Origin of the sequence: Desulforhopalus sp., assembly GCA_030247675.1 — a bacterium.
GTDB lineage: Bacteria > Desulfobacterota > Desulfobulbia > Desulfobulbales > Desulfocapsaceae > Desulforhopalus_A.
In genome coordinates this window covers 252,046-270,435 of record JAOTRX010000008.1, presented here as the reverse complement: position 1 = coordinate 270,435, position 18,390 = coordinate 252,046, and the positions used below count along the sequence as shown (strand labels likewise).

General features: G+C 48.9%; 20 protein-coding genes. 14 read left to right on the top strand and 6 right to left on the bottom strand.

Going from position 1 to position 18,390, the window contains the following annotated elements; all coding sequences use genetic code 11:
- The first annotated feature begins 13 nt into the window (after nt 1-13).
- From OEL83_17380 to OEL83_17365, 4 genes are all read left to right on the top strand, one after another.
- On the top strand, nt 14-298 hold the full coding sequence (locus tag OEL83_17380) for an antibiotic biosynthesis monooxygenase (GenBank protein MDK9708817.1): 285 nt from the start codon (nt 14-16) through the stop codon (nt 296-298).
- A 37-nt stretch (nt 299-335) separates the two neighbouring features.
- Nucleotides 336-542, top strand: a complete 207-nt coding sequence (locus OEL83_17375; GenBank protein ID MDK9708816.1) for a hypothetical protein — start codon at nt 336-338, stop codon at nt 540-542.
- 178 nt (nt 543-720) lie between these two features.
- Nucleotides 721-2,691 carry a pyruvate carboxylase subunit B gene (locus tag OEL83_17370; GenBank protein MDK9708815.1) on the top strand — a complete coding sequence of 657 codons (1,971 nt, stop codon included), beginning with the start codon at nt 721-723 and terminating at the stop codon, nt 2,689-2,691.
- A gap of 223 nt (nt 2,692-2,914) precedes the next feature.
- Nucleotides 2,915-3,430 (top strand): gamma carbonic anhydrase family protein, encoded by a 516-nt coding sequence (locus tag OEL83_17365; protein ID MDK9708814.1) that lies wholly within the window; start codon nt 2,915-2,917, stop codon nt 3,428-3,430.
- 69 nt (nt 3,431-3,499) lie between these two features.
- Here the strand turns inward: OEL83_17365 and meaB are convergent, their stop codons facing one another.
- From meaB to OEL83_17340, 5 genes are all read right to left on the bottom strand, one after another.
- Nucleotides 3,500-4,492, bottom strand: coding sequence for a methylmalonyl Co-A mutase-associated GTPase MeaB (meaB, locus tag OEL83_17360; protein ID MDK9708813.1), 993 nt, complete (start codon nt 4,490-4,492; stop codon nt 3,500-3,502).
- Between the two features lie 178 nt (nt 4,493-4,670).
- Nucleotides 4,671-6,812: a methylmalonyl-CoA mutase gene (gene scpA, locus OEL83_17355; protein ID MDK9708812.1), complete on the bottom strand. Its 2,142-nt coding sequence runs from the start codon at nt 6,810-6,812 to the stop codon at nt 4,671-4,673.
- A gap of 57 nt (nt 6,813-6,869) precedes the next feature.
- A complete protein-coding gene (gene mce, locus OEL83_17350) occupies nt 6,870-7,277 on the bottom strand; it encodes a methylmalonyl-CoA epimerase (protein ID MDK9708811.1) in 408 nt (135 codons plus the stop codon).
- 76 nt (nt 7,278-7,353) lie between these two features.
- Complete coding sequence (locus OEL83_17345) at nt 7,354-7,965, bottom strand: TetR/AcrR family transcriptional regulator (GenBank protein ID MDK9708810.1); 612 nt, start codon at nt 7,963-7,965, stop codon at nt 7,354-7,356.
- A 400-nt stretch (nt 7,966-8,365) separates the two neighbouring features.
- Entirely contained in the window at nt 8,366-9,022 is a 657-nt protein-coding gene (locus OEL83_17340) for a TetR/AcrR family transcriptional regulator (GenBank protein ID MDK9708809.1), read from the bottom strand.
- 424 nt (nt 9,023-9,446) lie between these two features.
- Here OEL83_17340 and OEL83_17335 point away from each other — a divergent pair, with 424 nt between their 5' ends.
- From OEL83_17335 to OEL83_17325, 3 genes are all read left to right on the top strand, one after another.
- A complete protein-coding gene (locus OEL83_17335) occupies nt 9,447-9,572 on the top strand; it encodes a hypothetical protein (GenBank protein MDK9708808.1) in 126 nt (41 codons plus the stop codon).
- Between the two features lie 129 nt (nt 9,573-9,701).
- Nucleotides 9,702-10,655 (top strand): histone deacetylase, encoded by a 954-nt coding sequence (locus tag OEL83_17330; GenBank protein ID MDK9708807.1) that lies wholly within the window; start codon nt 9,702-9,704, stop codon nt 10,653-10,655.
- Between the two features lie 65 nt (nt 10,656-10,720).
- Nucleotides 10,721-11,401, top strand: coding sequence for a CBS domain-containing protein (locus OEL83_17325; protein MDK9708806.1), 681 nt, complete (start codon nt 10,721-10,723; stop codon nt 11,399-11,401).
- 180 nt (nt 11,402-11,581) lie between these two features.
- On the opposite strand, the gene rnd is transcribed toward OEL83_17325, so the two are convergent.
- Nucleotides 11,582-12,712 carry a ribonuclease D gene (rnd, locus tag OEL83_17320; protein MDK9708805.1) on the bottom strand — a complete coding sequence of 377 codons (1,131 nt, stop codon included), beginning with the start codon at nt 12,710-12,712 and terminating at the stop codon, nt 11,582-11,584.
- 235 nt (nt 12,713-12,947) lie between these two features.
- Between rnd and OEL83_17315 the strand changes: the two genes are divergently transcribed.
- The 7 genes from OEL83_17315 to OEL83_17285 all read left to right on the top strand — a co-directional run bounded on the left by OEL83_17315 (nt 12,948) and on the right by OEL83_17285 (nt 18,386).
- Nucleotides 12,948-14,003, top strand: a complete 1,056-nt coding sequence (locus OEL83_17315) for an ABC transporter permease subunit (GenBank protein ID MDK9708804.1) — start codon at nt 12,948-12,950, stop codon at nt 14,001-14,003.
- Complete coding sequence (locus tag OEL83_17310; protein MDK9708803.1) at nt 13,996-15,051, top strand: ABC transporter permease; 1,056 nt, start codon at nt 13,996-13,998, stop codon at nt 15,049-15,051. Before OEL83_17315 ends, OEL83_17310 begins: the two co-directional genes overlap by 8 nt.
- Nucleotides 15,052-15,246: 195 nt before the next feature.
- Nucleotides 15,247-16,038 carry an MlaE family lipid ABC transporter permease subunit gene (locus OEL83_17305; protein ID MDK9708802.1) on the top strand — a complete coding sequence of 264 codons (792 nt, stop codon included), beginning with the start codon at nt 15,247-15,249 and terminating at the stop codon, nt 16,036-16,038.
- Nucleotides 16,038-16,820: an ATP-binding cassette domain-containing protein gene (locus tag OEL83_17300; protein MDK9708801.1), complete on the top strand. Its 783-nt coding sequence runs from the start codon at nt 16,038-16,040 to the stop codon at nt 16,818-16,820. Before OEL83_17305 ends, OEL83_17300 begins: the two co-directional genes overlap by 1 nt.
- Nucleotides 16,817-17,266 carry an outer membrane lipid asymmetry maintenance protein MlaD gene (gene mlaD / locus OEL83_17295; protein MDK9708800.1) on the top strand — a complete coding sequence of 150 codons (450 nt, stop codon included), beginning with the start codon at nt 16,817-16,819 and terminating at the stop codon, nt 17,264-17,266. Before OEL83_17300 ends, mlaD begins: the two co-directional genes overlap by 4 nt.
- Nucleotides 17,267-17,437: 171 nt before the next feature.
- Nucleotides 17,438-17,929: an ABC transporter substrate-binding protein gene (locus OEL83_17290; GenBank protein ID MDK9708799.1), complete on the top strand. Its 492-nt coding sequence runs from the start codon at nt 17,438-17,440 to the stop codon at nt 17,927-17,929.
- Nucleotides 17,930-17,936: 7 nt separating this feature from the next.
- On the top strand, nt 17,937-18,386 hold the full coding sequence (locus OEL83_17285) for a cyclic nucleotide-binding domain-containing protein (protein ID MDK9708798.1): 450 nt from the start codon (nt 17,937-17,939) through the stop codon (nt 18,384-18,386).
- The last annotated feature ends 4 nt before the right edge of the window (nt 18,387-18,390 follow it).

The window sequence follows — 18,390 nt, the reverse complement described above, 5'->3', positions numbered from 1 at the left end:
AGAGGAGATCGGCATGACTGTGAAGATTTTTATTAAACGCAAGGTGCATGACAATAATGTAGTGGAGTTGACGCTCCTCCTTAAAAAACTGCGGGCGCTCACTTTGGAACAACCTGGTTATCTTTCAGGGGAAACCTTCAATAGAATAGACAAAAAAGATGAGTGTATGGTCGTCAGTACATGGCGCTCGGTTGAAGATTGGAACGGCTGGGTGAATAATCCTAAGCGCATAGAGGTGCAGGCGGAAATTGATAAACTGCTTGGCGAGGAAACCGAATACGCCATGTACAGCGTCTAGGAAGCTGGCGTGGCGTACCATAACAAGAGGTGATTTCATGGCAGGTGAAAGGAAAAAAATGGTTGCCGCATTGGCCGCCGTCAATCTCTACCTGCAACAGGAGGAGGAACAGATGTCCGCCGCGTTGCATGTACCGCCGCAGAACCCCCCAGGCACTGAGTTTAGTCAGTGGGGGCAGAGTGGCAGGCAGGAGATGATGGCTATGCGGCGATTAATCCAACTGAGAACGTTTACCCGCTTTTAAGTCGTTGTCTGAGAATTAAATTGGCCAGTGGAATTTTGCGGGGAACTGCTTCCGCAAACGACCTGTCCGCAGGACAGAAAGCATCACAACGAAACCCAATATGGCAGGGGAATACTTTTAAAATAGCGACTATTAATAGCATCAATTGCTAATGAAGAGAGAAGAGGAGAAACAGAACATGAGCGATCAAGTGAAGATGACCCCGTTGAACTATTCCGCCGATAGGCCCAAGGCAAAGAATCCTGTGAAGATTATGGATCTGTCGTTGCGGGATGGCCATCAGTCCCTTTTCGCGACCCGTGGGCGAACGGAGGATATGATCCCGGTTGCCGAACTGATGGATGAAGTCGGCTTTTGGGCGATTGAGACCTGGGGTGGAGCGACCTTTGACACCATGCACCGCTTTCTCAATGAAGACCCCTGGCAGCGCTTGCGAACCTTGAAGCGCTATATCAAAAAGACTCCCTTCTCCATGCTGCTGAGAGCGCAAAACCTGGTTGGTTATCGCAATTATGCCGATGATTTGGCCCTGGCCTTTGTTGACCGTGCGGCGGAAAACGGTATGGATGTTTTCCGGACCTTCGATGCCTTGAATGATTACCGCAATTTTGAGACGGTAGTTAAACAAATTAAAAAGAGCGGTAAGCATTTCCAAGGTTGCATCTGCTACACCCTGACCGAACCACGTCTCGGTGGGGAGGTCTATAATCTCGAATATTATACCGATAGAGCCAAGGCCCTGGAGTCGATGGGGGCTGATTCGGTATGTATCAAGGATATGGCTGGGCTCCTTGCTCCCTACGATGCGTATCCGCTTATCAAAGCCCTGAAAAAAGCGGTCAAGGTTCCAATTCACCTGCACAGCCACTTTACCTCAGGGATGTCGCCGATGACCCACCTCAAGGCCATCGAGGCCGGTGTTGATATTATCGATACCTGCATGACTCCCTACGCCTATCGCACATCCCATGCCGCGGTTGAGCCACTGGTCATGGCCCTTTTAGGCACCAACCGTGACACTGGGTTTGATATTAAAAAGCTTGCTGAAATTAATGACATCTTTGAGAAACAGGTGATGCCGAAATATAAGCATCTGCTTGATGATTCAAAGGTATCAATAATTGACATCAATGTATTATTGCATCAGACCCCAGGTGGCATGCTGTCGAACCTGGTCAATCAGTTGCGAGAGATGGATGCTCTGGATAAAATTGATGAGGTGTATAAAGAATTGCCGCGGGTGCGCAAGGATCTCGGCCAGATTCCTCTTGTCACCCCAACCAGCCAGATCGTCGGCGTCCAGACAGTCAATAATGTTTTGCACGATACCCCCGGTGAGCGCTACAAAATGATCACCGGCCAGGTGAAGGATCTCTGCTATGGTCTCTATGGCAAGACGGCCGTGCCCATCAATGCCGAGTTGCAGGCAAAGGCCCTGAAGGGATATCCGCGCGGCGAGAAGCCAATCACCTGCCGTCCAGCAGAGGTTTTGGAGCCGGAACTGGCCAAAGCCAAGGCTGAGATTGGTGATTTAGCCAAGGATGCCGATGATCTCATCCTCTATGCCCAATTCCCCGTTACCGGCAAAAAATTTCTCGAATGGAAGTATGGTAAAGCCGAGGTTCCGGCGAGCGTCAAGCCGATCTCCATTGAAGACGTCAAGAAAAGGGAAGAATTGGTGAAAAAGGCCCTGGCGGGCAAGCTTGTCGAGAAGAAGGTGGTTGAGATTCCGCCAAAATCACAGGCAGCAAGAACCTTCAATGTCTTCATCGATGACGAGTTTTTTGCCGTTGAGGTTGATCCCGTGGGTAACGCCCATTTGGTACAGCCTCAGCAGCCAGTTGCTGCAGCACCCGTTCATACCCCTGCACCTTTGGTTGCGGCTGCTCCCGCCAAGGCTCCGACTCCAGCCCCGGAGGCTGCTCCTCAGGGCGATGGCACGGTTCTTCTTGCACCAATGCCCGGAATGATTGTTAAATACCTGGTAAAGGCTGGAGACTCTGTGAAAAAAGGTGACACGCTTGTTATTCTTGAAGCGATGAAGATGGAAAATGCCCTCACCGCCCCCTGTGATGGAGTAGTGCAGGGTGTCAAGTTTGCCAGCGGAGACACAGTGGCAAAAGGCGCCGTTTTGTGTATTATTGGTTAAGCCGTTGACATATAGCGTGGCCGATGTGATAACACCTGGAACGGCATAAAGAGTCGTAACGGAGTGTTTGAGGCGGCCAGGAGATTTTCTGACGGCTCTTAAGCCTGAGGTTGGAACGGGATTTCGCTGTGGGCGAAATCCCGTTCCTGCCGTTGGAGTCGAAGGGTTCTGAGGCCGTGGAAGAGCGGTGGCGACTCCTTTTCTTTAGCCGAGTCCAAAGCATATGATCATACGAGAGTTAAACGGCCATACCCCGAAGTTTGGTGCGAATTGTTTCCTGGCGGAGAACGCGGTAGTCGTCGGTGATGTGGTGATGGGTGACCAATGCAGCGTCTGGTACAACGCGGTTATTCGCGGCGATGTACACTACATCAGGATGGGCAATAAGGTGAACATCCAGGATGGAGCAGTCGTTCACTGTACCTATCAGAAGTCACCGACCAACATCGGCAACAATGTCTCAGTCGGCCATAATGCTATCGTCCATGGTTGTACAATCCACGATAACGTTCTCGTCGGGATGGGTGCTATCGTCATGGATGATTGTGTGGTCGAGAGCAATTCGATCATAGCTGCCGGCGCTGTGGTTACCCAGGGCACACAGGTTGAAGCTGGGACCATCTATGCCGGAGTGCCGGCCAGGAAGGTCAAGGATATCAGTCGCGAGCTGATATCGGGGGAAATCGAAAGGATAGCAAATAATTATATCAAATACGCCGGCTGGTATAAAGCTGAGTAGAGCAGCTCGCCTGCTCTAACGAAACTTATGCCCTTACGGTATGCGTTGCTGTTCTTATCAAACGAATTGTTATTGCTCCTTTCCAAGACCTTGCAAAAAAGCGAGAAGGGTGTCGGCTGCTGCGGAAGCTGAGGTCTCGCTTTTCTCGACGCTTTTTCGCAGGGCAGGCAGGACTTCACGAACATAGGGAGTAGCGTAGAACCACTGACGAAGCCCTTCGTCGAGGAGAAAGGCCATCCATTCGAGGGCTTGGGTTTTACGCTTTTCGGCCATTTCGCCGCTGGCAGAGAGCTTCTCGCGGTGTTCCTTGATGGTTTCCCAGATGCTATTAATGCCCGTTTTTTCCAGAGAACTGCAGGTGAGAACCGGAGGCGTCCAGTTCGGGCTGTTTGGCATGAGCATGTGCAGTGCCGCCTGATACTCCTTTTGAGCCAGTTCCGCCCGCAATAAATTATCACCGTCGGCCTTATTGATGACAATGGCGTCGGCAACCTCCAACACTCCCTTCTTGATTCCTTGCAGTTCGTCGCCCGCTCCGGCAATCATCAACACCAAGAAGAAATCGACCATTGAGGCCACTGTGGTCTCTGATTGGCCGACACCAACCGTCTCAACAATCACCACATCAAAGCCAGCCGCCTCGCAGACAAGCATGGTTTCTCGAGTTTTTCTACCGACGCCGCCGAGGGTGCCGCTGGACGGCGAGGGCCGGATAAAGGCGTTCTTATTTACCGCCAGTTTTTCCATGCGGGTTTTGTCACCGAGAATACTGCCGCCGCTTCGACTGCTGCTGGGGTCGATGGCAAGCACTGCCACCCGGTGACCGAGCTCAGTGAGCATCGTGCCAAAACTCTCGATACAGGTACTTTTTCCCGCACCGGGAACACCAGTTATGCCGACGCGGATGCCATGGCCGGTATACGGCAACAACATATCAATAATGGTTCTAGCCAGTTTTTGATGGACTGGAAGAGTACTTTCGATCAGTGTGATGGTCTTGGCCAGAGCCAGGCGGTCACGGTTGATCACGCCAGTCACATAATATTGGGGATCTATTAACATTCTGCTCGGACGAAGAATGGTTTGTCTGGTCGTGGAAAAAAGCTTGGAGGGTCTAAGTTCTTGGCTAAAAGTTACAATACGGCAGACATGCAACGTGAGAACCTCAAAGGGTTAATACCCCCTCCAGCCGCATTCAGACTGGAGGAGGCATATTGCCTGCCAAAGCTACCAATGCCGACTATTTAAGATATTTCTCCTCAAGTAAGGCGAGGGTCTTGTCGGCTGACTCCGGGATCGGTGTGCCCGGTCCAAAAATTGCCTTCACCCCGGCATTATAAAGGTAATCGTAATCGCCAGGAGGAATGACACCGCCTGCGACAACAATAATCTCACCTCCGCCAATCTTCTGCAACTCGTCAATCAGTGCGGGGATAAGCGACTTGTGACCAGCTGCAAGACTTGAGGCACCAATAACGTGGACATCGTTTTCGATGGCCATTTTCGCAGCTTCTTCAGGTGTTTGAAACATTGGGCTGATATCGACATCAAAGCCGAGGTCGGCATAGGCACTGGCAACGACCTTGAAGCCGCGATCGTGGCCATCCTGGCCCATCTTGGTTACCAGGAGGCGAGGGCGGCGGCCTTGTTTTTCGAGGAAGTTGGAGGTTCGTTGTTTTATCGAAGTGATAACATTGTTGTCGCCTTGGTACTCGGAGGAATAAGCGCCGGAGATGCAGCGGGTGGTAGCAACAAAACGGCCGAAGACCGACTCCATGGCGTCTGAGATCTCGCCCACTGTGGCCCTGGCTCGTACCGCCGGGAGGGCTGCTTCAAGGAGATTACCGCCGTTTTTCGCAGCATTGGTAAGGTCGGTCAGGGCTCTTTCGACTGCGGCCTTATCACGGCTTGCTTTAATTTCATTAATGCGGGCAATCTGTTCGTCACGTACCGAAGCCGGTACCTCACGAACCTCGAAGTCGATTTTTTCATTGGCCAGCTTGTATTTGTTGACGCCGACGATGACGTCAAGACCTTGGTCGATCCGGGCCTGTTTGCGGGCTGCGGATTCCTCTATGCGCATCTTCGGCATGCCACTTTCAATCGCCTTGGCCATCCCTCCTAATTTTTCAATTTCGTTAATTATCTTCAGCGATTCATTAACGATACTGCTGGTGAGGGACTCCACATAATAGGAACCGCCCAGGGGGTCAACAACGTGACAGATTTGTGATTCTTCCTGGATGATTATCTGGGTGTTGCGGGCAATACGGGCGGAAAAATCGGTGGGCAGGCCTATGGCTTCATCAAAGGAGTTGGTATGCAGGGATTGGGTGCCGCCGAGTGCCGCGGACATCGCCTCAAGGGTGGTACGAATGATGTTGTTGTATGGATCTTGCTCGGTCAGGCTCCATCCCGAAGTCTGACAATGGGTGCGCAGCATCGACGATTTGGGGTTTTTCGGGTTGAATTGACTCATCAGCCGATACCAGAGAAAGCGGGCGGCTCGCAGCATGGCGATATCCATGAAGAAATTCATACCAATGCCGAAAAAGAAGGAAAGCCGTGGGGCAAAGGTATCAACATCCATGCCGCTCTTCAAGGCGGCCTTTACGTACTCGACGCCATCTGCCAAAGTAAAGGCGGTTTGCAGGACGCTGTTGGCACCCGCCTCCATCATGTGGTAGCCGCTGATGCTGATTGTATTGTATTTTGGCATTTCCTTTGAACAAAAGGCCATGATGTCGGAGATGATCCGCATCGAGGGCGTGGGCGGATAGATGTAGGTGTTGCGGGTAAGGTATTCTTTGAGGATATCGTTTTGGATGGTACCTTCAAGCTTATCGTGAGCAACACCCTGTTCCTCAGCGGCAACAATATATCCCGCGAGAATGGGGATAACCGCGCCGTTCATGGTCATCGACACCGACATCTGATCGAGAGGGATACCGTTGAAGAGAATTTTCATGTCCTCAACAGAATCAATGGCAACACCGGCTTTACCAATGTCTCCGGCAACTCGTGGATGGTCGGAATCATAACCCCTGTGGGTTGCGAGGTCGAAGGCAACCGACAGGCCTTTTTGTCCGGCTGCCAGCGCCTTATGGTAAAAGGCGTTGGATTCCTTGGCAGTTGAGAAGCCGGCATACTGACGGATGGTCCACGGTCGCCCGGTGTACATGGTAGCCATGGGGCCCCGGACATAGGGGGCCATGCCGGGAAGGGTGTTGACTGATTCCATTCCCTCAAGATCTTCGGCGGTATAAAGCGGCTTGACTTTAATTCCTTCGGGAGTCATCCATGAAAGGGTTTCGATGGATTTGCCCTTCATCTGTTTTTCTGCAATTTCAGTCCATTTGGGAAGTTTTGGATGCTGTGCCATCTTTTAGCTCCTTGTCTAACGGTATTTTCGCCCGAAAAGGGCGCTAGGGGTGCTGGGTTATTGGTCGCGTTGACAAAGTTCAACAAGAACACCACCAGTAGCCTTGGGGTGGAGGAAAGCAATCTTCGCTCCACCGGCACCGAGGCGCGGCTGCTGGTCGATCAGCTGGATGCCTTTTGCCTTCAACTCAGCTAAGGCATCTTCAATATTGGCTACCCGGAAGGCAATGTGTTGTAGGCCTGCTCCTTTTTTTTCGATGAATTTTGCTACGGGACCATCGGGTGAGGTTGATTCCAGAAGCTCAACCTCGCTTTCGCCAACCGGGAAAAAGGCCGTGGTAACTTTCTGGGCCTCGACTGTTTCGGCGCCCTCGAACTTGAGACCTAGGACCTCGGACCAAAAATTCTTTCCATCTTCGATGCTGTTGACAGCTATGCCCAGGTGGTCAATCTTCAGAATTTCCATGGTGGTGCCTCCGTTGAGTCAAAGTTGTTGCCCGCTGGTGTTATAAGATGGCCGGCAGGCTCGATTGTGTTAAATGTTACATGTTAGCGCTTTGTAGGAGTTTTTGTGGATTGGCCATGCCTTGCCAGACCATTTCAAACATGACGTTGGCCTGTTCGGAAAGGCTGCCTTTCTTGCCGCGGAGAATCCACATGAAAAAGCTTCGTTGCACGAACCCCATAAGAAAATCAAGAAGGGTCGAGGCTCGGACCTGGGGGTTGAGAATACCTTCCTCCTGGCCCTGTTTAAGGACATCGATCATCAGCGACATCATTCGTGGCTGGTCAAAAGTCTCATCGGCCATCCAAGTCTTCATCGGCAGGGTCATGAACACTATTCTGCCCAGACCTTCATGGCGTTCGTAATAATCGAGCTGCAACCAGAAAACCTTTCGCAGTTTTTCCTTAAGATTTTCGATTCCCTGTAGATGATCAACAATGCGGTCAGTTAGCTTACCCATCCAAATATCAACAAAGGCGAACACCAATCTTTCTTTGCTGCCATAGTGCTTATAAATGGTGGTAAAACTGACCCCGGCCCTTGCGGCAATATCGCGGATAGAAGCCTTGTGAAAGTCGGATTCTGAAAAAATCTCCAGAACCGCTTTTTCAAGTCTTGCGTGGATGTCTCCACTCAATTGAGTTAACATTGTTACTTTCCTACGCTTGTGTGTTTTTTAAATTGCGGATGATGCGGCTACACTCTCCTGCCTTCAGTAAAGGCTTGGGAGTTGTGTGTCATGCGTATTATTGTTTTTTGTTGGTCAGTGTTGTAAGGTATTAAAACAAAAGAAAATAAAAAAAATATCGAGTAAAGTCCAGTAAACATCAGTAACAACGTTACTCATATTTCTTTTAATGTATTGATAAAGACATTTCAAGGGAAAAAACCGCTATGAACGTATCCTCCAGTGTTACCCTACTGAAAAGTTGCGAGAATGGTACAACATGGAGGTCATTGAGAGGTTCGTCGAATGTATGCAGCTTGTTCTCCAATTTCTGCCAATGTCTGATCATGGAGCGACGTTTCTATTTGGATTGTGATTCCGCTTATTCTTCTTCCGATGCGGCTCCCGGCGGGGTGATGTAATAGATGATCTGGGGATTAACCATGCCTTGCCAAACCATCTCGAACAACGAGTTGGCCTCTTCAGCCAGACATTCCTGTTTCCCTCGAATTATCCACATAAAGAAAATACGTTGGATAAATCCAAGCATAAAATCCAGCAATTTTCCTGCTCTGACGTGGGGGTTGATAATGCCCTGTCGCTGGCCTTCTTTGAAAACATTGATGATCAGGCCTACCCGTCTCTTTTGGTCGAAAGAGCTGTCGGCCATCCAGGTTTGCATAGGCAGTGTCATGAAAAGGATGCGCCCGAGCCCTTCGTTACGTTCATAATAATCAAGGTGAAGCCAGAAAACCTTTCTGAGTTTTTCTTTGACGTCGATAATTCCTTTGAGATGGTCCTCGATGCGATCGGTCAGTTTGCCCATCCAGATGTTGACATAGGCAAAAAGGAGGCCCTCTTTACTGCCAAAATGTTTGTAAATAGTAGAAAAACTGACTCCGGCAATGTTGGCGATGTCGCGAATACTTGCCTTGTGAAAATCGGCTGTAGAAAATACGGCCAGAACCGCTGCGCCCAGCCTTTTTTGCACTTCCGGGTTGAGTTCGTCGAGCAGCGCCGTTGTGTTGTCTGTTGTCATGGGCCCCTAAGATGAATGGTGGTGAAAAAAACACCTTTGGATTATGATGGAAGATACTAAGGCACTGTTTTGGTTTTGATAATTCAGCAGTATTGTAGCGAGAAGTTTGTAAAATTGTTTTTTTAATTTCTTGGATTTTAATAAGCGAAAATAAAAAACTATTCCATTTTTAATGGTATCCACGCATGTAACAATGTTACATATAACCTATTGAGTTTGTCAATAAGAAATCAATATACTCCAGAAAAGAGATGGGGGAAGATAGCCCTGTGGAATACTTTGCCGGTGAGGCAAAGGGTTTGCTGGCGGAGAGATAACAGGAAAATAGATTGGAAGAATGGCAGGAAGATGCTAGGCTAAAGGCATCTTCTTTCAATAGTTGATGTCAAATCACGTGGAAGATTTTTTGACGGAAGGGGGCAAAATGAGCGATATTGAGCCATTGACCATTGGTGCCGCGGAGATCTTCTGGCTGAATGGCGGCAGTTTTCGTCTTGATGGCGGGACGATGTTCAGGCTGGTGCCAAAGGCATTGATCAGCGATAAATGAAAAAAGTTGATGCAGGTCTGTGTTGAGCGTAAAAAGGGCAGTAGGTGCAATTGTATGACGAGAAGTCAGTTGACGGTGGTAATGCAAGTCGATCTCTGAAAGGTCGTAATCGAAAAACAGGAAAATCTTATGAAAAAAACTGGTTTTGTTTATGATGAAAGGTTTCTACTGCACAACACAGGGGGCTATCATCCCGAATCGGCAGAACGGTTGACGGTAATTTATAACCGGTTAAAGGACTCTGGTCTGCTGGATAAGTTAACGAGAATCGAGGTCGTCAAGGCCAATCAGCGCTGGATTGAGGCCATTCACAACATCCATTATATCATGAGATTTGATGAGGCCTGTATTTCCGGTCTGAATGAATTCGAGCATCCGGATAATGCTATATGCCGAGAAAGCTATGATACGGCATTTCTAGCGGTGGGTGGGGTGCTCAAGGCAATTGATGCGGTTATGAGGGGGGAAGTGGATAACGCCTTTTGTGCTGTGCGCCCTCCTGGCCATCATGCTGAGATGGACAAGCCCATGGGGTTTTGCTATTTCAACAATGTGGCCATTGGGGCTCGGTATTTGCAAAAAGAATACGGCATTAGTCGTGTCGGGATAATAGATTTTGATGTCCATCACGGCAATGGTACGCAGCATGCTTTTGATCGTGACCCAACGGTCTTTTATTATTCAATTCATGAACATCCTTCGTTCGCGTATCCGGGTACGGGAAGAGAATTCGAGGTGGGAATAGGCGAGGGGGATGGATATACCGCCAATTCTCCGGTTTTGCCCGGAAGAGGGGATGATGAATATAAACGTTTGATGATGCAGGATTTGGTTCCCGCTTTTAAGAAATTCGACCCTGAATTTATATTGCTCTCGGCAGGTTTTGATGCCCATGAGAGCGATATGATGTCCGGTACCAATCTCTCCACCGGAGGCTATGATTTTATTTCCGAGGTGATCATCAATCTGGTCAACCGATGCGCAGGGGGGCGGGTGGTTTCCGTTCTTGAGGGAGGATACAATCTTGATATCTTGCCGCTCCTTGTGGAAAATCACATCAAGTTTCTTGCGGATCTTAAATAACACTTTCTGTAACCGCCAGATATCTTGTACGACTTGAAAAATATTAAAGAAAATTTGGAGGCTCTATGTTTGTAAGCGAGAGAATGTCGAAAGACCTGATTACGGTTGGTCCGGACGTTACGATATTCGAGGCCAAAAAGCTCATGGTAGAGAAAGAAATACGTCATTTGCCGGTTACCGATGTTGCGGGGAAGCTCCTCGGCATTGTTTCCGACCGGGATATTCGTGCTGCCATGCCCTCAACACTTTTGAAAAAGTCGGATTATGATAGTACCTTGGCGAAAATCATGAATTATCCGGTGCGAGACATCATGACTTCTAATCCGCTGACAATTTATGCCTATTATACTATCCAGGATAGCTTGTTGGTAATGCAGAAAAAGAAAGTTGGCGCCTTGCCGGTTATAGACCAGGATGGTTATTTAAAGGGGCTTCTTTCTGTTCGCGATTTGCTGAGAGCCTTTGTTAATGTCTTGAATATCGATGAACCAGGCTGTCTCCTCTGTATTATCGTCAAAGAGAAGCAGGGCCAAATGAAGAGGATTGTTGATATCATTACAGAAGAGAAGATTTCTCTAGGGAGCGTACTGGTCGCCAGGGTGTGGGACAAGGAGAAGCGTGCGGTATTTCCCTATCTTCTTACCAATAACGTTGCCAACGTGAAAAAGAGGCTGATCGAGAATGGCTTTGAACTGCTGGACCCTATGAAATGGTATTTGGAGCAGTTGCCAAGCAAAGCTGAATAGTAGATCCGGGCCTTTCTTGATGGTCCTGCCTAGGAATTTTGCCGGTATTAGTTGCTCAAGGTAACTGGCCATGATGCCAATCCAGGAAAAGACCGGAAGAATTTTTTAGGATTGTCGCTAATTCTTTCAACGTCTCATGAAGGGGGTGTCCTTTTTCCTGTGCGGTGGAGGGGGATATTTCTATCGGCGTTGTCTGAGGAAATCTTCCAGGAAGCTTTTGCGCCAACCCTCGGTTTGACGGAGCTGTTGTGACACTTCTGGTTTTTTGGCATTGAGTGTTGTTACCAGGAGTTTCAATTCGGAGGAGTTACCTACCAGTCCCGGTGCAATTCCCAATAACCCAGCCTTGAGAGTAATCAAATTGTTCAGTTTTTCGAGGGCCTCTCGATCGGCTTGATTGAGTCTGCTTGGTCTCTCTGGAATGGGGAATGTGTCCACGGGTTGGCTGAGTGCAGATTCAATAACGGCGGCGATGATTTTCCCATATTTTCCGACGGCTTTATCGGAGAGACCGCAGTGCAGCTTTTGCTCTTCAAGGGTGGTGGGTTTTTGTTTGGCGAGTTCAATAAGGATGGCATCTTTGATTACATGACCTCGAGGACGGTCGATTTTTTTTGCCATACCGTCTCGCCAGGTTGAAAGATTCTTTAGGATGGCAAGTCCCGGCCGGTCAAGGCCGCTGGTTCCCCGGATTTTCAGATACCTCTCGTCTGCGGGAGGTCCACTGTAGGTGGCTGGATTGTTGAGTAAATTCAGTTCTTCTTGTAGCCATGACTTAATTTTCGGCCCGATGATTCTGGAAAGGAGCAGTATCCTGACTGCGCGCAGGTAGCGCACGTCATCGAGGGCATAGCGAACTTGTTCGTCAGTGAGGGGACGTTGGCACCAATTGGTTCGGGTTTCGTCCTTGGCGAGATCAATGTCGAGGAGTTCCCGTACCAGATTGCCGAGGGAAAGCGTTGCCGGGAGATTACAAAAGCCAGCGGCGAGCCGGGTGTCGAAGATATTTTGCGGTGTTGCACCCGTGGCCCGGTGGAGGATGGCCAGATCTTGGGGGGCATCATGAAGGATTTTTACCACGCTTCGATCAGAGAGCAGTTGGCCGAGGGCTGACAAATTATTAATGGCGATGGGGTCGATCAAATAACAATCTTCATCGGATAAGGCTATTTGGATGAGGCCCAGTTGCGGATAATATGTACGCTCCCAAACAAATTCGGTGTCCAGTGCGATGGCATCTGTTTTCTTTGCTCTAGCAACCAGAGTCTCTAGCTCGGCTTCGTTCTGAATAAGGGTATTAAGTTTTTCCATGGCTTTGAATGAGTGATGTTGAGGAGCGTTAAAAGCAAAAACGCCTGTTCGCTATGTCCCTCTGGTTGCGTTTTGTTGCTGATTGTATAGCATGAACGCCTCGGAGAGTCCTTCAATAAAAAGACACAAAGGACAATAAAAAACAAGAAATATTCTTCTTTTAGAGTGTTTATTTGATCAATTATTTATATCATTACTAAAATGCTGGCGGTAGCGATTTATAGATGGAGGCAACATGCTGTTCTATATTGTGAAGCGGATTTTATTAATGATTCCAACACTCTTTGGCGTGATGGTGATCACCTTTACGATAACCCAGTTTGTGCCCGGTGGCCCGGTTGAAAAGATGATTGCCCAGATAGAGGGCTTTAATAAGGGCGGCGGAGAAGTGAGAGCCGAATCGTCGGGAATGTATCGAGGGGACTCGGGCCTTGATGCCGAAAAGATCGCCCAATTGGAAAAGCTATACGGATTTGATCGGCCACCGATTAGACGATTCATCACCATGATGAAGAACTACTTGGTTTTTGACTTTGGCACCTCGTATTACTACCACCGCAGTGTTTTTGACCTTGTCGTTTCTCGTATGCCAGTCTCCATGTCTCTAGGATTATGGAGTTTTTTTATTGTTTATGGTGTCTGCATTCCGCTAGGAATTAAAAAGGCTATCCGGGATGGTTCGCGGTTTGATCTCATCAGTTCGACGTTTATTCTAGTTGGCTATGCCATTCCGGGTTTTGTCCTCGGGGTTTTGTTGGTGGTACTCTTTGGTGGAGGTAGCTTTTGGGCCGTTTTCCCCCTACGTGGCCTTGTCTCTGATAACTGGAGTGAACTTGCTCCAACTATGCAGGTATTTGACTATCTCTGGCATATGGTCCTGCCGGTTACTGCGGGTGCGGTTGGAAGCCTTGCGGTTATGACCATGCTTACCAAGAACTCCTTTCTTGAGGAGATTCGTAAACATTATGTTCTCACCGCTCGGGCAAAGGGTCTTTCGGAGCAGCAGGTGCTGTACAAACATGTCTTTCGAAATGGTATTATCCCTATAATTACGGGATTCCCCGGATACTTTATTGCGTCTTTCTTTACCGGCAGCCTTCTTATCGAGACAATTTTTTCCCTTCAGGGTATGGGCCTGCTTGCCTATGAATCGGTCTTGAATCGGGATTATCCCGTAGTTCTCGGCACACTCTACTTTTTTACTATCATCGGCCTGGTGTGTAGATTGCTGTCGGATTTGAGCTACGTGCTTGTCGATCCCCGTATCAGCTTTGAGAGTGTCGATGCATAACGCGCGTTCCGGAAAGAGCTGCAGCGGCGCTGCAGCCAAGCGCTGCGAAAAAAGCTGGCAGCGTTTCAGGAGAAACAAACGCGGCTATTACAGCCTTTTGATCTTCATCAGCCTTTTTGCTCTCAGCATGGTGGCTGAAGTTCTCAGTAATGACGTGCCTTTGGCGATCGGTTACCAGGGAAGGGTGTATTTCCCGATCCTTATCTCCTATCCGGAAACTACCTTCGGTGGCGATTTCGAGACAGCCACCGATTACAAAGATCCATTTATAATGGAGAGGCTGATAAAACCGGGAAACTGGATTCTTTTTCCTTTAAATCGACATAGCTATAACACCATCAACCAAGAGATAGCCGGCCCGGTACCCTCGCCACCGACCAGAGAAAATTTTCTTGGAACCGATGACCGTGGTCGAGATGTCCTGGCACGAATCATTTATGGCTTTCGCCTGAGCATCCTTTTTGGGCTCGCCCTTACCATGGTTGGTACCACGGTGGGCATTATTGCCGGAGCGATCCAGGGCTATTTTGGTGGTCGCACGGACCTTTTGGCGCAACGTTTCATTGAAATTTGGGGAGCTATGCCCGAGTTGTATCTTTTGATAATTTTTGCCTCAATTTTTAAGCCGAGTTTTTTGCTATTGCTGGTGCTGCTGTCGCTATTCAGCTGGATGGGTTTGTCGGATTATGTGCGGGCTGAATTTCTCCGGGGGAGAAATCTTGACTATGTGAAAGCGGCCAAGGCCCTTGGTGTTGGGAATATAACTATCATGTGGCGACATCTCCTGCCAAACGGCATGACTCCGGTATTAACCTTTCTTCCTTTCCGCATTTCCGCTGCGATCCTTGCCCTTACCAGTCTTGATTTCCTTGGTTTGGGAGTGCCGCCCTCAACACCAAGTCTTGGGGAATTGCTGGCCCAGGGGAAGGCCAATCTTGAGGCTTGGTGGCTTTCCCTTGCAACTTTCTTGGTACTTGTCGGGACACTGGTTTTGCTTATTTTCATTGGCGAGGCGCTGCGTGAAACCTTGGACCCACGAAAAGATTAGCCCTCTCGGCCATCGATGGGGATTGCCTATAAGGTTTTTTCACCGCGGGTTCCTTTTTTTTGTTTCGCTATCTGTTAGTAATTTCCGGGCATTGACTTCTGCAAAAGCAAAGAATATGGTAAGGCGTATCTTTCTGGGGCACTTTTCACCCTGGTTCATCCTTCCTTTAAGTGGGTGTTGCGGGATGTCATCACTATGAACGGCAATCCTCTAAAAAACCTTGGTAATACAGGGCTGTATATCGTAACTGATATCGGGAAAATGACGGTTTTTCTGATGAAGGCCCTGCGCGGGGTGTTTAGGCAGCCTTTTCGCTTTCGCGAACTTGTTCGCCAGGTACATTTCATTGGTTTCGGGTCCTTGGCAGTGATATTCTTTACTGCGGCGTCCACGGGTATGGTCCTTGGTTTGCAGGGATACTATTCTCTGAACAAATTCGGGGCTGCGGGAATGCTTGGCTCAGCTGTATCCTTGACCCTTATCATGGAGCTTGGACCAGTGCTCACCGCTTTAATGGTGGCCGGTCGAGCTGGGTCGGCTATGTGCGCCGAATTAGGCATTATGCGAATTTCCGAGCAGATCGATGCCTTGGATTGCATGGCTATTGACCCCTTCCGTTATTTTATCACACCGAAGTTTCTCGCGATGTTTATATCTATTCCCTTGCTCACGGCGGTGTTTGATGTGGTAGGCATTGCCGGCGGATACGTGGCAGGAGTGGGACTCATGGATGTCAGTCCCGGCAGTTATATTCAGGGAATGCAGAGCAGTGTCACCAACCATGACATTCGCTTGGGAGTCATCAAATCCTTTGTCTTTGCCTTGCTCGTTGTCTGGATTTGCGCTGGACGCGGCTATTTTGTCCGGGAGATACGCGGCGCCGGTTTTGGTGCGGAAAGCGTCAGCCGGGTGACAACTCAGGCGGTCGTTCTTTCATCTATTTCCGTCTTAGTGTTTGATTATCTCCTGACAGCGGTGCTTCTCTAATGCCTGCGGCTATCGAATTTATAAATGTCGTGAAGACATTTGCCAAACGCAACGGTGGGGTACAAACGGTTCTCGATGGGGTAAGTTTTTCTATTCCGGCCGGGAAAACCACGGTTATTGCCGGGGGCAGCGGTCAGGGGAAAAGTGTCACTCTCAAACTGGTATTGGGCTTGATGCGTGCCGATTCCGGGCAGGTGTTTGTTCATGGCCAAGATATTACCGGGGCCCATGGCAGGGCTTTGGAGAGTTTGCGCACCCAGTTCGGTGTGCTTTTCCAGGGATCTGCCCTCTTTGATTCCCTCACGGTTTTTGAAAACGTTGCCTTGCCCCTGAGAGAGCGAACCCAAAAAAACGAAGGGGAAATTCGGCAAATTGTTGAAGCCTCCCTTGCCCAATTTGAACTGGCCGGGCACGAGGAAAAGTATCCTGCTCAGTTGAGCGGCGGTATGCAGAAAAGAGTTGGTTTGGCACGTGCTATGCAGCTTAAGCCGAGCATAATGCTCTTTGATGAGCCGACCACTGGTTTGGATCCGGTGATGACTCGGGAGATATATCACCTGTTTGCCAGAACTCAGGCCGAATTCGGATTTACCTCAGTCATTGTCAGCCACGATATCCCCAAGATTTTTAACTTAGCAGACCAAGTCGTTATACTTAACAACGGGGCAATGGATGTCTTCGACAGTCCTGACGCGATTCAGTGGTCGGAGAAACCACATATTCAGGAGTTTGTGAAAATGACGATGGGAGACATCTATCAAAGTCACCTGGTGGAAAAATGAAACAAAATACATTAGAGTTGGCAGTCGGATCGTTTATGCTTATAGGTTTCGGGGCCTTTGTCTATCTGGCCCTGCAATTGGGTGAAGTGCCCTTTCTCCGCCAGGGCAGTACCTATGTGTTGAGGGCGGAATTTGATAATGTTTCGGGAATTAAAAAGGGTGCGGTGGTTCAGGTCGCCGGGGTGACGGTGGGTGAGATTGACACGATTGCCTTGAGTGATTCGGAAACGGCTCTGCTTTCACTTCGGTTGGAGAATACCCTGAAAGTACCCGTCGACACCATCGCCTCAGTGAAATCCCAGGGAATCATTGGTGACAAATATATCCAGCTGAACCTTGGCGGCGACGAGAAACTCTTTAAACCGGGAGACATCATCAGGGAGACGGAATCTTCCGTCGACCTTGAATCGCTCATCAGTAAATTTGCCTTTGGCAGTGCCAAATAGAGAGATGTTTCTCTGTTAGTGAAAAATATAACTGTCTAACATTCTATAAATATTATGAAAAAAATAATTCTATTGTTATCGATGTTCCTGGCTTTTTCCACTCCTTCCGCAGTCTCGGCGGATAATGGGCCCACTGCTGATTTGCGTCCCATTCTCACGGATCTGACCGCCATGTTGGGCGATGCAAGTCTCAAAGGTGATGAAAATCGCACTGTGAGACGGGATAAAATAATGACTCTCATTAAAAATGGCTTCGATTTTCGGGAGATGTCAAAAAGGGTGCTTGGCAAGACGTGGAATGATATCGACGATAAGGAACGCGATAATTTCACCAGGCTGATGACCAAGCTCCTGGAAAATGTCTACATTGGCAAGCTCGAAAGTTATTCAGGCCAGACCATTGAGTATTCAGGAGAGACAATCAAAGAGGAAAGAGGACAGGTGTCGGTTCTTCTCGACAATGCCGGGACAAAAATCCCCATCCACTATATCATGAGAAAGACCGATGCGCGGTGGATGGTTTACGATATTAACATCGAGGGCGTCAGCTTGGTCAGGAATTATCAGGAACAGTTCAAAGCCATCCTCCGTAAAGATAATTATGAAGGACTTGTTAAGGTTATGGAAGAAAAGGTCAGTTCGTTTTCTACGGAGTTGAACTAGGCGGGGTATGGTTGAATATAGCTCCGAACTCCATCAGGGGTGTTTTCCCTTTCTTGATAAGGCCGATGTTGAAGCCTTGTTGCGGGTTATGGAGATCACTTCAGTCGCGGCGGGAGATGCTCTTTATTCAATAAACGACTCGGCGGATTGTTTGTATGTGCTGGTTGCCGGCAGGGTTGCCGTGCAGAAATTTACCGGATTTGCTGATCGAATGCAGGTAGTTGCCCTGCTCGATCCTGGCGCACCCATCGGCGAGGGTGGCTTGCTGGAAGCTCAGACGCGAGGATCAATGCTTTCCGCGGTTGTCGATTGCCGCTTGTTATCCTTATCTCGTCAGTCATTTGCCGAGTTGACTGAAGTCCACCCTTCTCTTGCTGTAAAGGTACTTAAATGGGCGCTTGGCAGGCTTTCCTTGAGGCTGAAGAAAAGCTCTGAGCGTTTGGCCCATGTGATGTAAAAGT

What these genes read in the sequence shown, in the direction of transcription:
- OEL83_17285 (MDK9708798.1), top strand. Translation starts at nt 17,937, where the DNA reads ATGGTTGAATATAGCTCCGAACTCCATCAGGGGTGTTTTCCCTTTCTT.
- OEL83_17345 (MDK9708810.1), bottom strand. Translation starts at nt 7,965, where the DNA reads ATGTTAACTCAATTGAGTGGAGACATCCACGCAAGACTTGAAAAAGCG.
- OEL83_17340 (MDK9708809.1), bottom strand. Translation starts at nt 9,022, where the DNA reads ATGACAACAGACAACACAACGGCGCTGCTCGACGAACTCAACCCGGAA.
- meaB (MDK9708813.1), bottom strand. Translation starts at nt 4,492, where the DNA reads ATGTTAATAGATCCCCAATATTATGTGACTGGCGTGATCAACCGTGAC.
- OEL83_17335 (MDK9708808.1), top strand. Translation starts at nt 9,447, where the DNA reads ATGAGCGATATTGAGCCATTGACCATTGGTGCCGCGGAGATCTTCTGG.
- rnd (MDK9708805.1), bottom strand. Translation starts at nt 12,712, where the DNA reads ATGGAAAAACTTAATACCCTTATTCAGAACGAAGCCGAGCTAGAGACT.
- OEL83_17370 (MDK9708815.1), top strand. Translation starts at nt 721, where the DNA reads ATGAGCGATCAAGTGAAGATGACCCCGTTGAACTATTCCGCCGATAGG.
- OEL83_17325 (MDK9708806.1), top strand. Translation starts at nt 10,721, where the DNA reads ATGTTTGTAAGCGAGAGAATGTCGAAAGACCTGATTACGGTTGGTCCG.
- OEL83_17310 (MDK9708803.1), top strand. Translation starts at nt 13,996, where the DNA reads ATGCATAACGCGCGTTCCGGAAAGAGCTGCAGCGGCGCTGCAGCCAAG.
- OEL83_17305 (MDK9708802.1), top strand. Translation starts at nt 15,247, where the DNA reads ATGAACGGCAATCCTCTAAAAAACCTTGGTAATACAGGGCTGTATATC.
- mlaD (MDK9708800.1), top strand. Translation starts at nt 16,817, where the DNA reads ATGAAACAAAATACATTAGAGTTGGCAGTCGGATCGTTTATGCTTATA.
- OEL83_17290 (MDK9708799.1), top strand. Translation starts at nt 17,438, where the DNA reads ATGTTGGGCGATGCAAGTCTCAAAGGTGATGAAAATCGCACTGTGAGA.
- OEL83_17330 (MDK9708807.1), top strand. Translation starts at nt 9,702, where the DNA reads ATGAAAAAAACTGGTTTTGTTTATGATGAAAGGTTTCTACTGCACAAC.
- OEL83_17365 (MDK9708814.1), top strand. Translation starts at nt 2,915, where the DNA reads ATGATCATACGAGAGTTAAACGGCCATACCCCGAAGTTTGGTGCGAAT.
- OEL83_17300 (MDK9708801.1), top strand. Translation starts at nt 16,038, where the DNA reads ATGCCTGCGGCTATCGAATTTATAAATGTCGTGAAGACATTTGCCAAA.
- OEL83_17380 (MDK9708817.1), top strand. Translation starts at nt 14, where the DNA reads ATGACTGTGAAGATTTTTATTAAACGCAAGGTGCATGACAATAATGTA.
- scpA (MDK9708812.1), bottom strand. Translation starts at nt 6,812, where the DNA reads ATGGCACAGCATCCAAAACTTCCCAAATGGACTGAAATTGCAGAAAAA.
- OEL83_17375 (MDK9708816.1), top strand. Translation starts at nt 336, where the DNA reads ATGGCAGGTGAAAGGAAAAAAATGGTTGCCGCATTGGCCGCCGTCAAT.
- mce (MDK9708811.1), bottom strand. Translation starts at nt 7,277, where the DNA reads ATGGAAATTCTGAAGATTGACCACCTGGGCATAGCTGTCAACAGCATC.
- OEL83_17315 (MDK9708804.1), top strand. Translation starts at nt 12,948, where the DNA reads ATGCTGTTCTATATTGTGAAGCGGATTTTATTAATGATTCCAACACTC.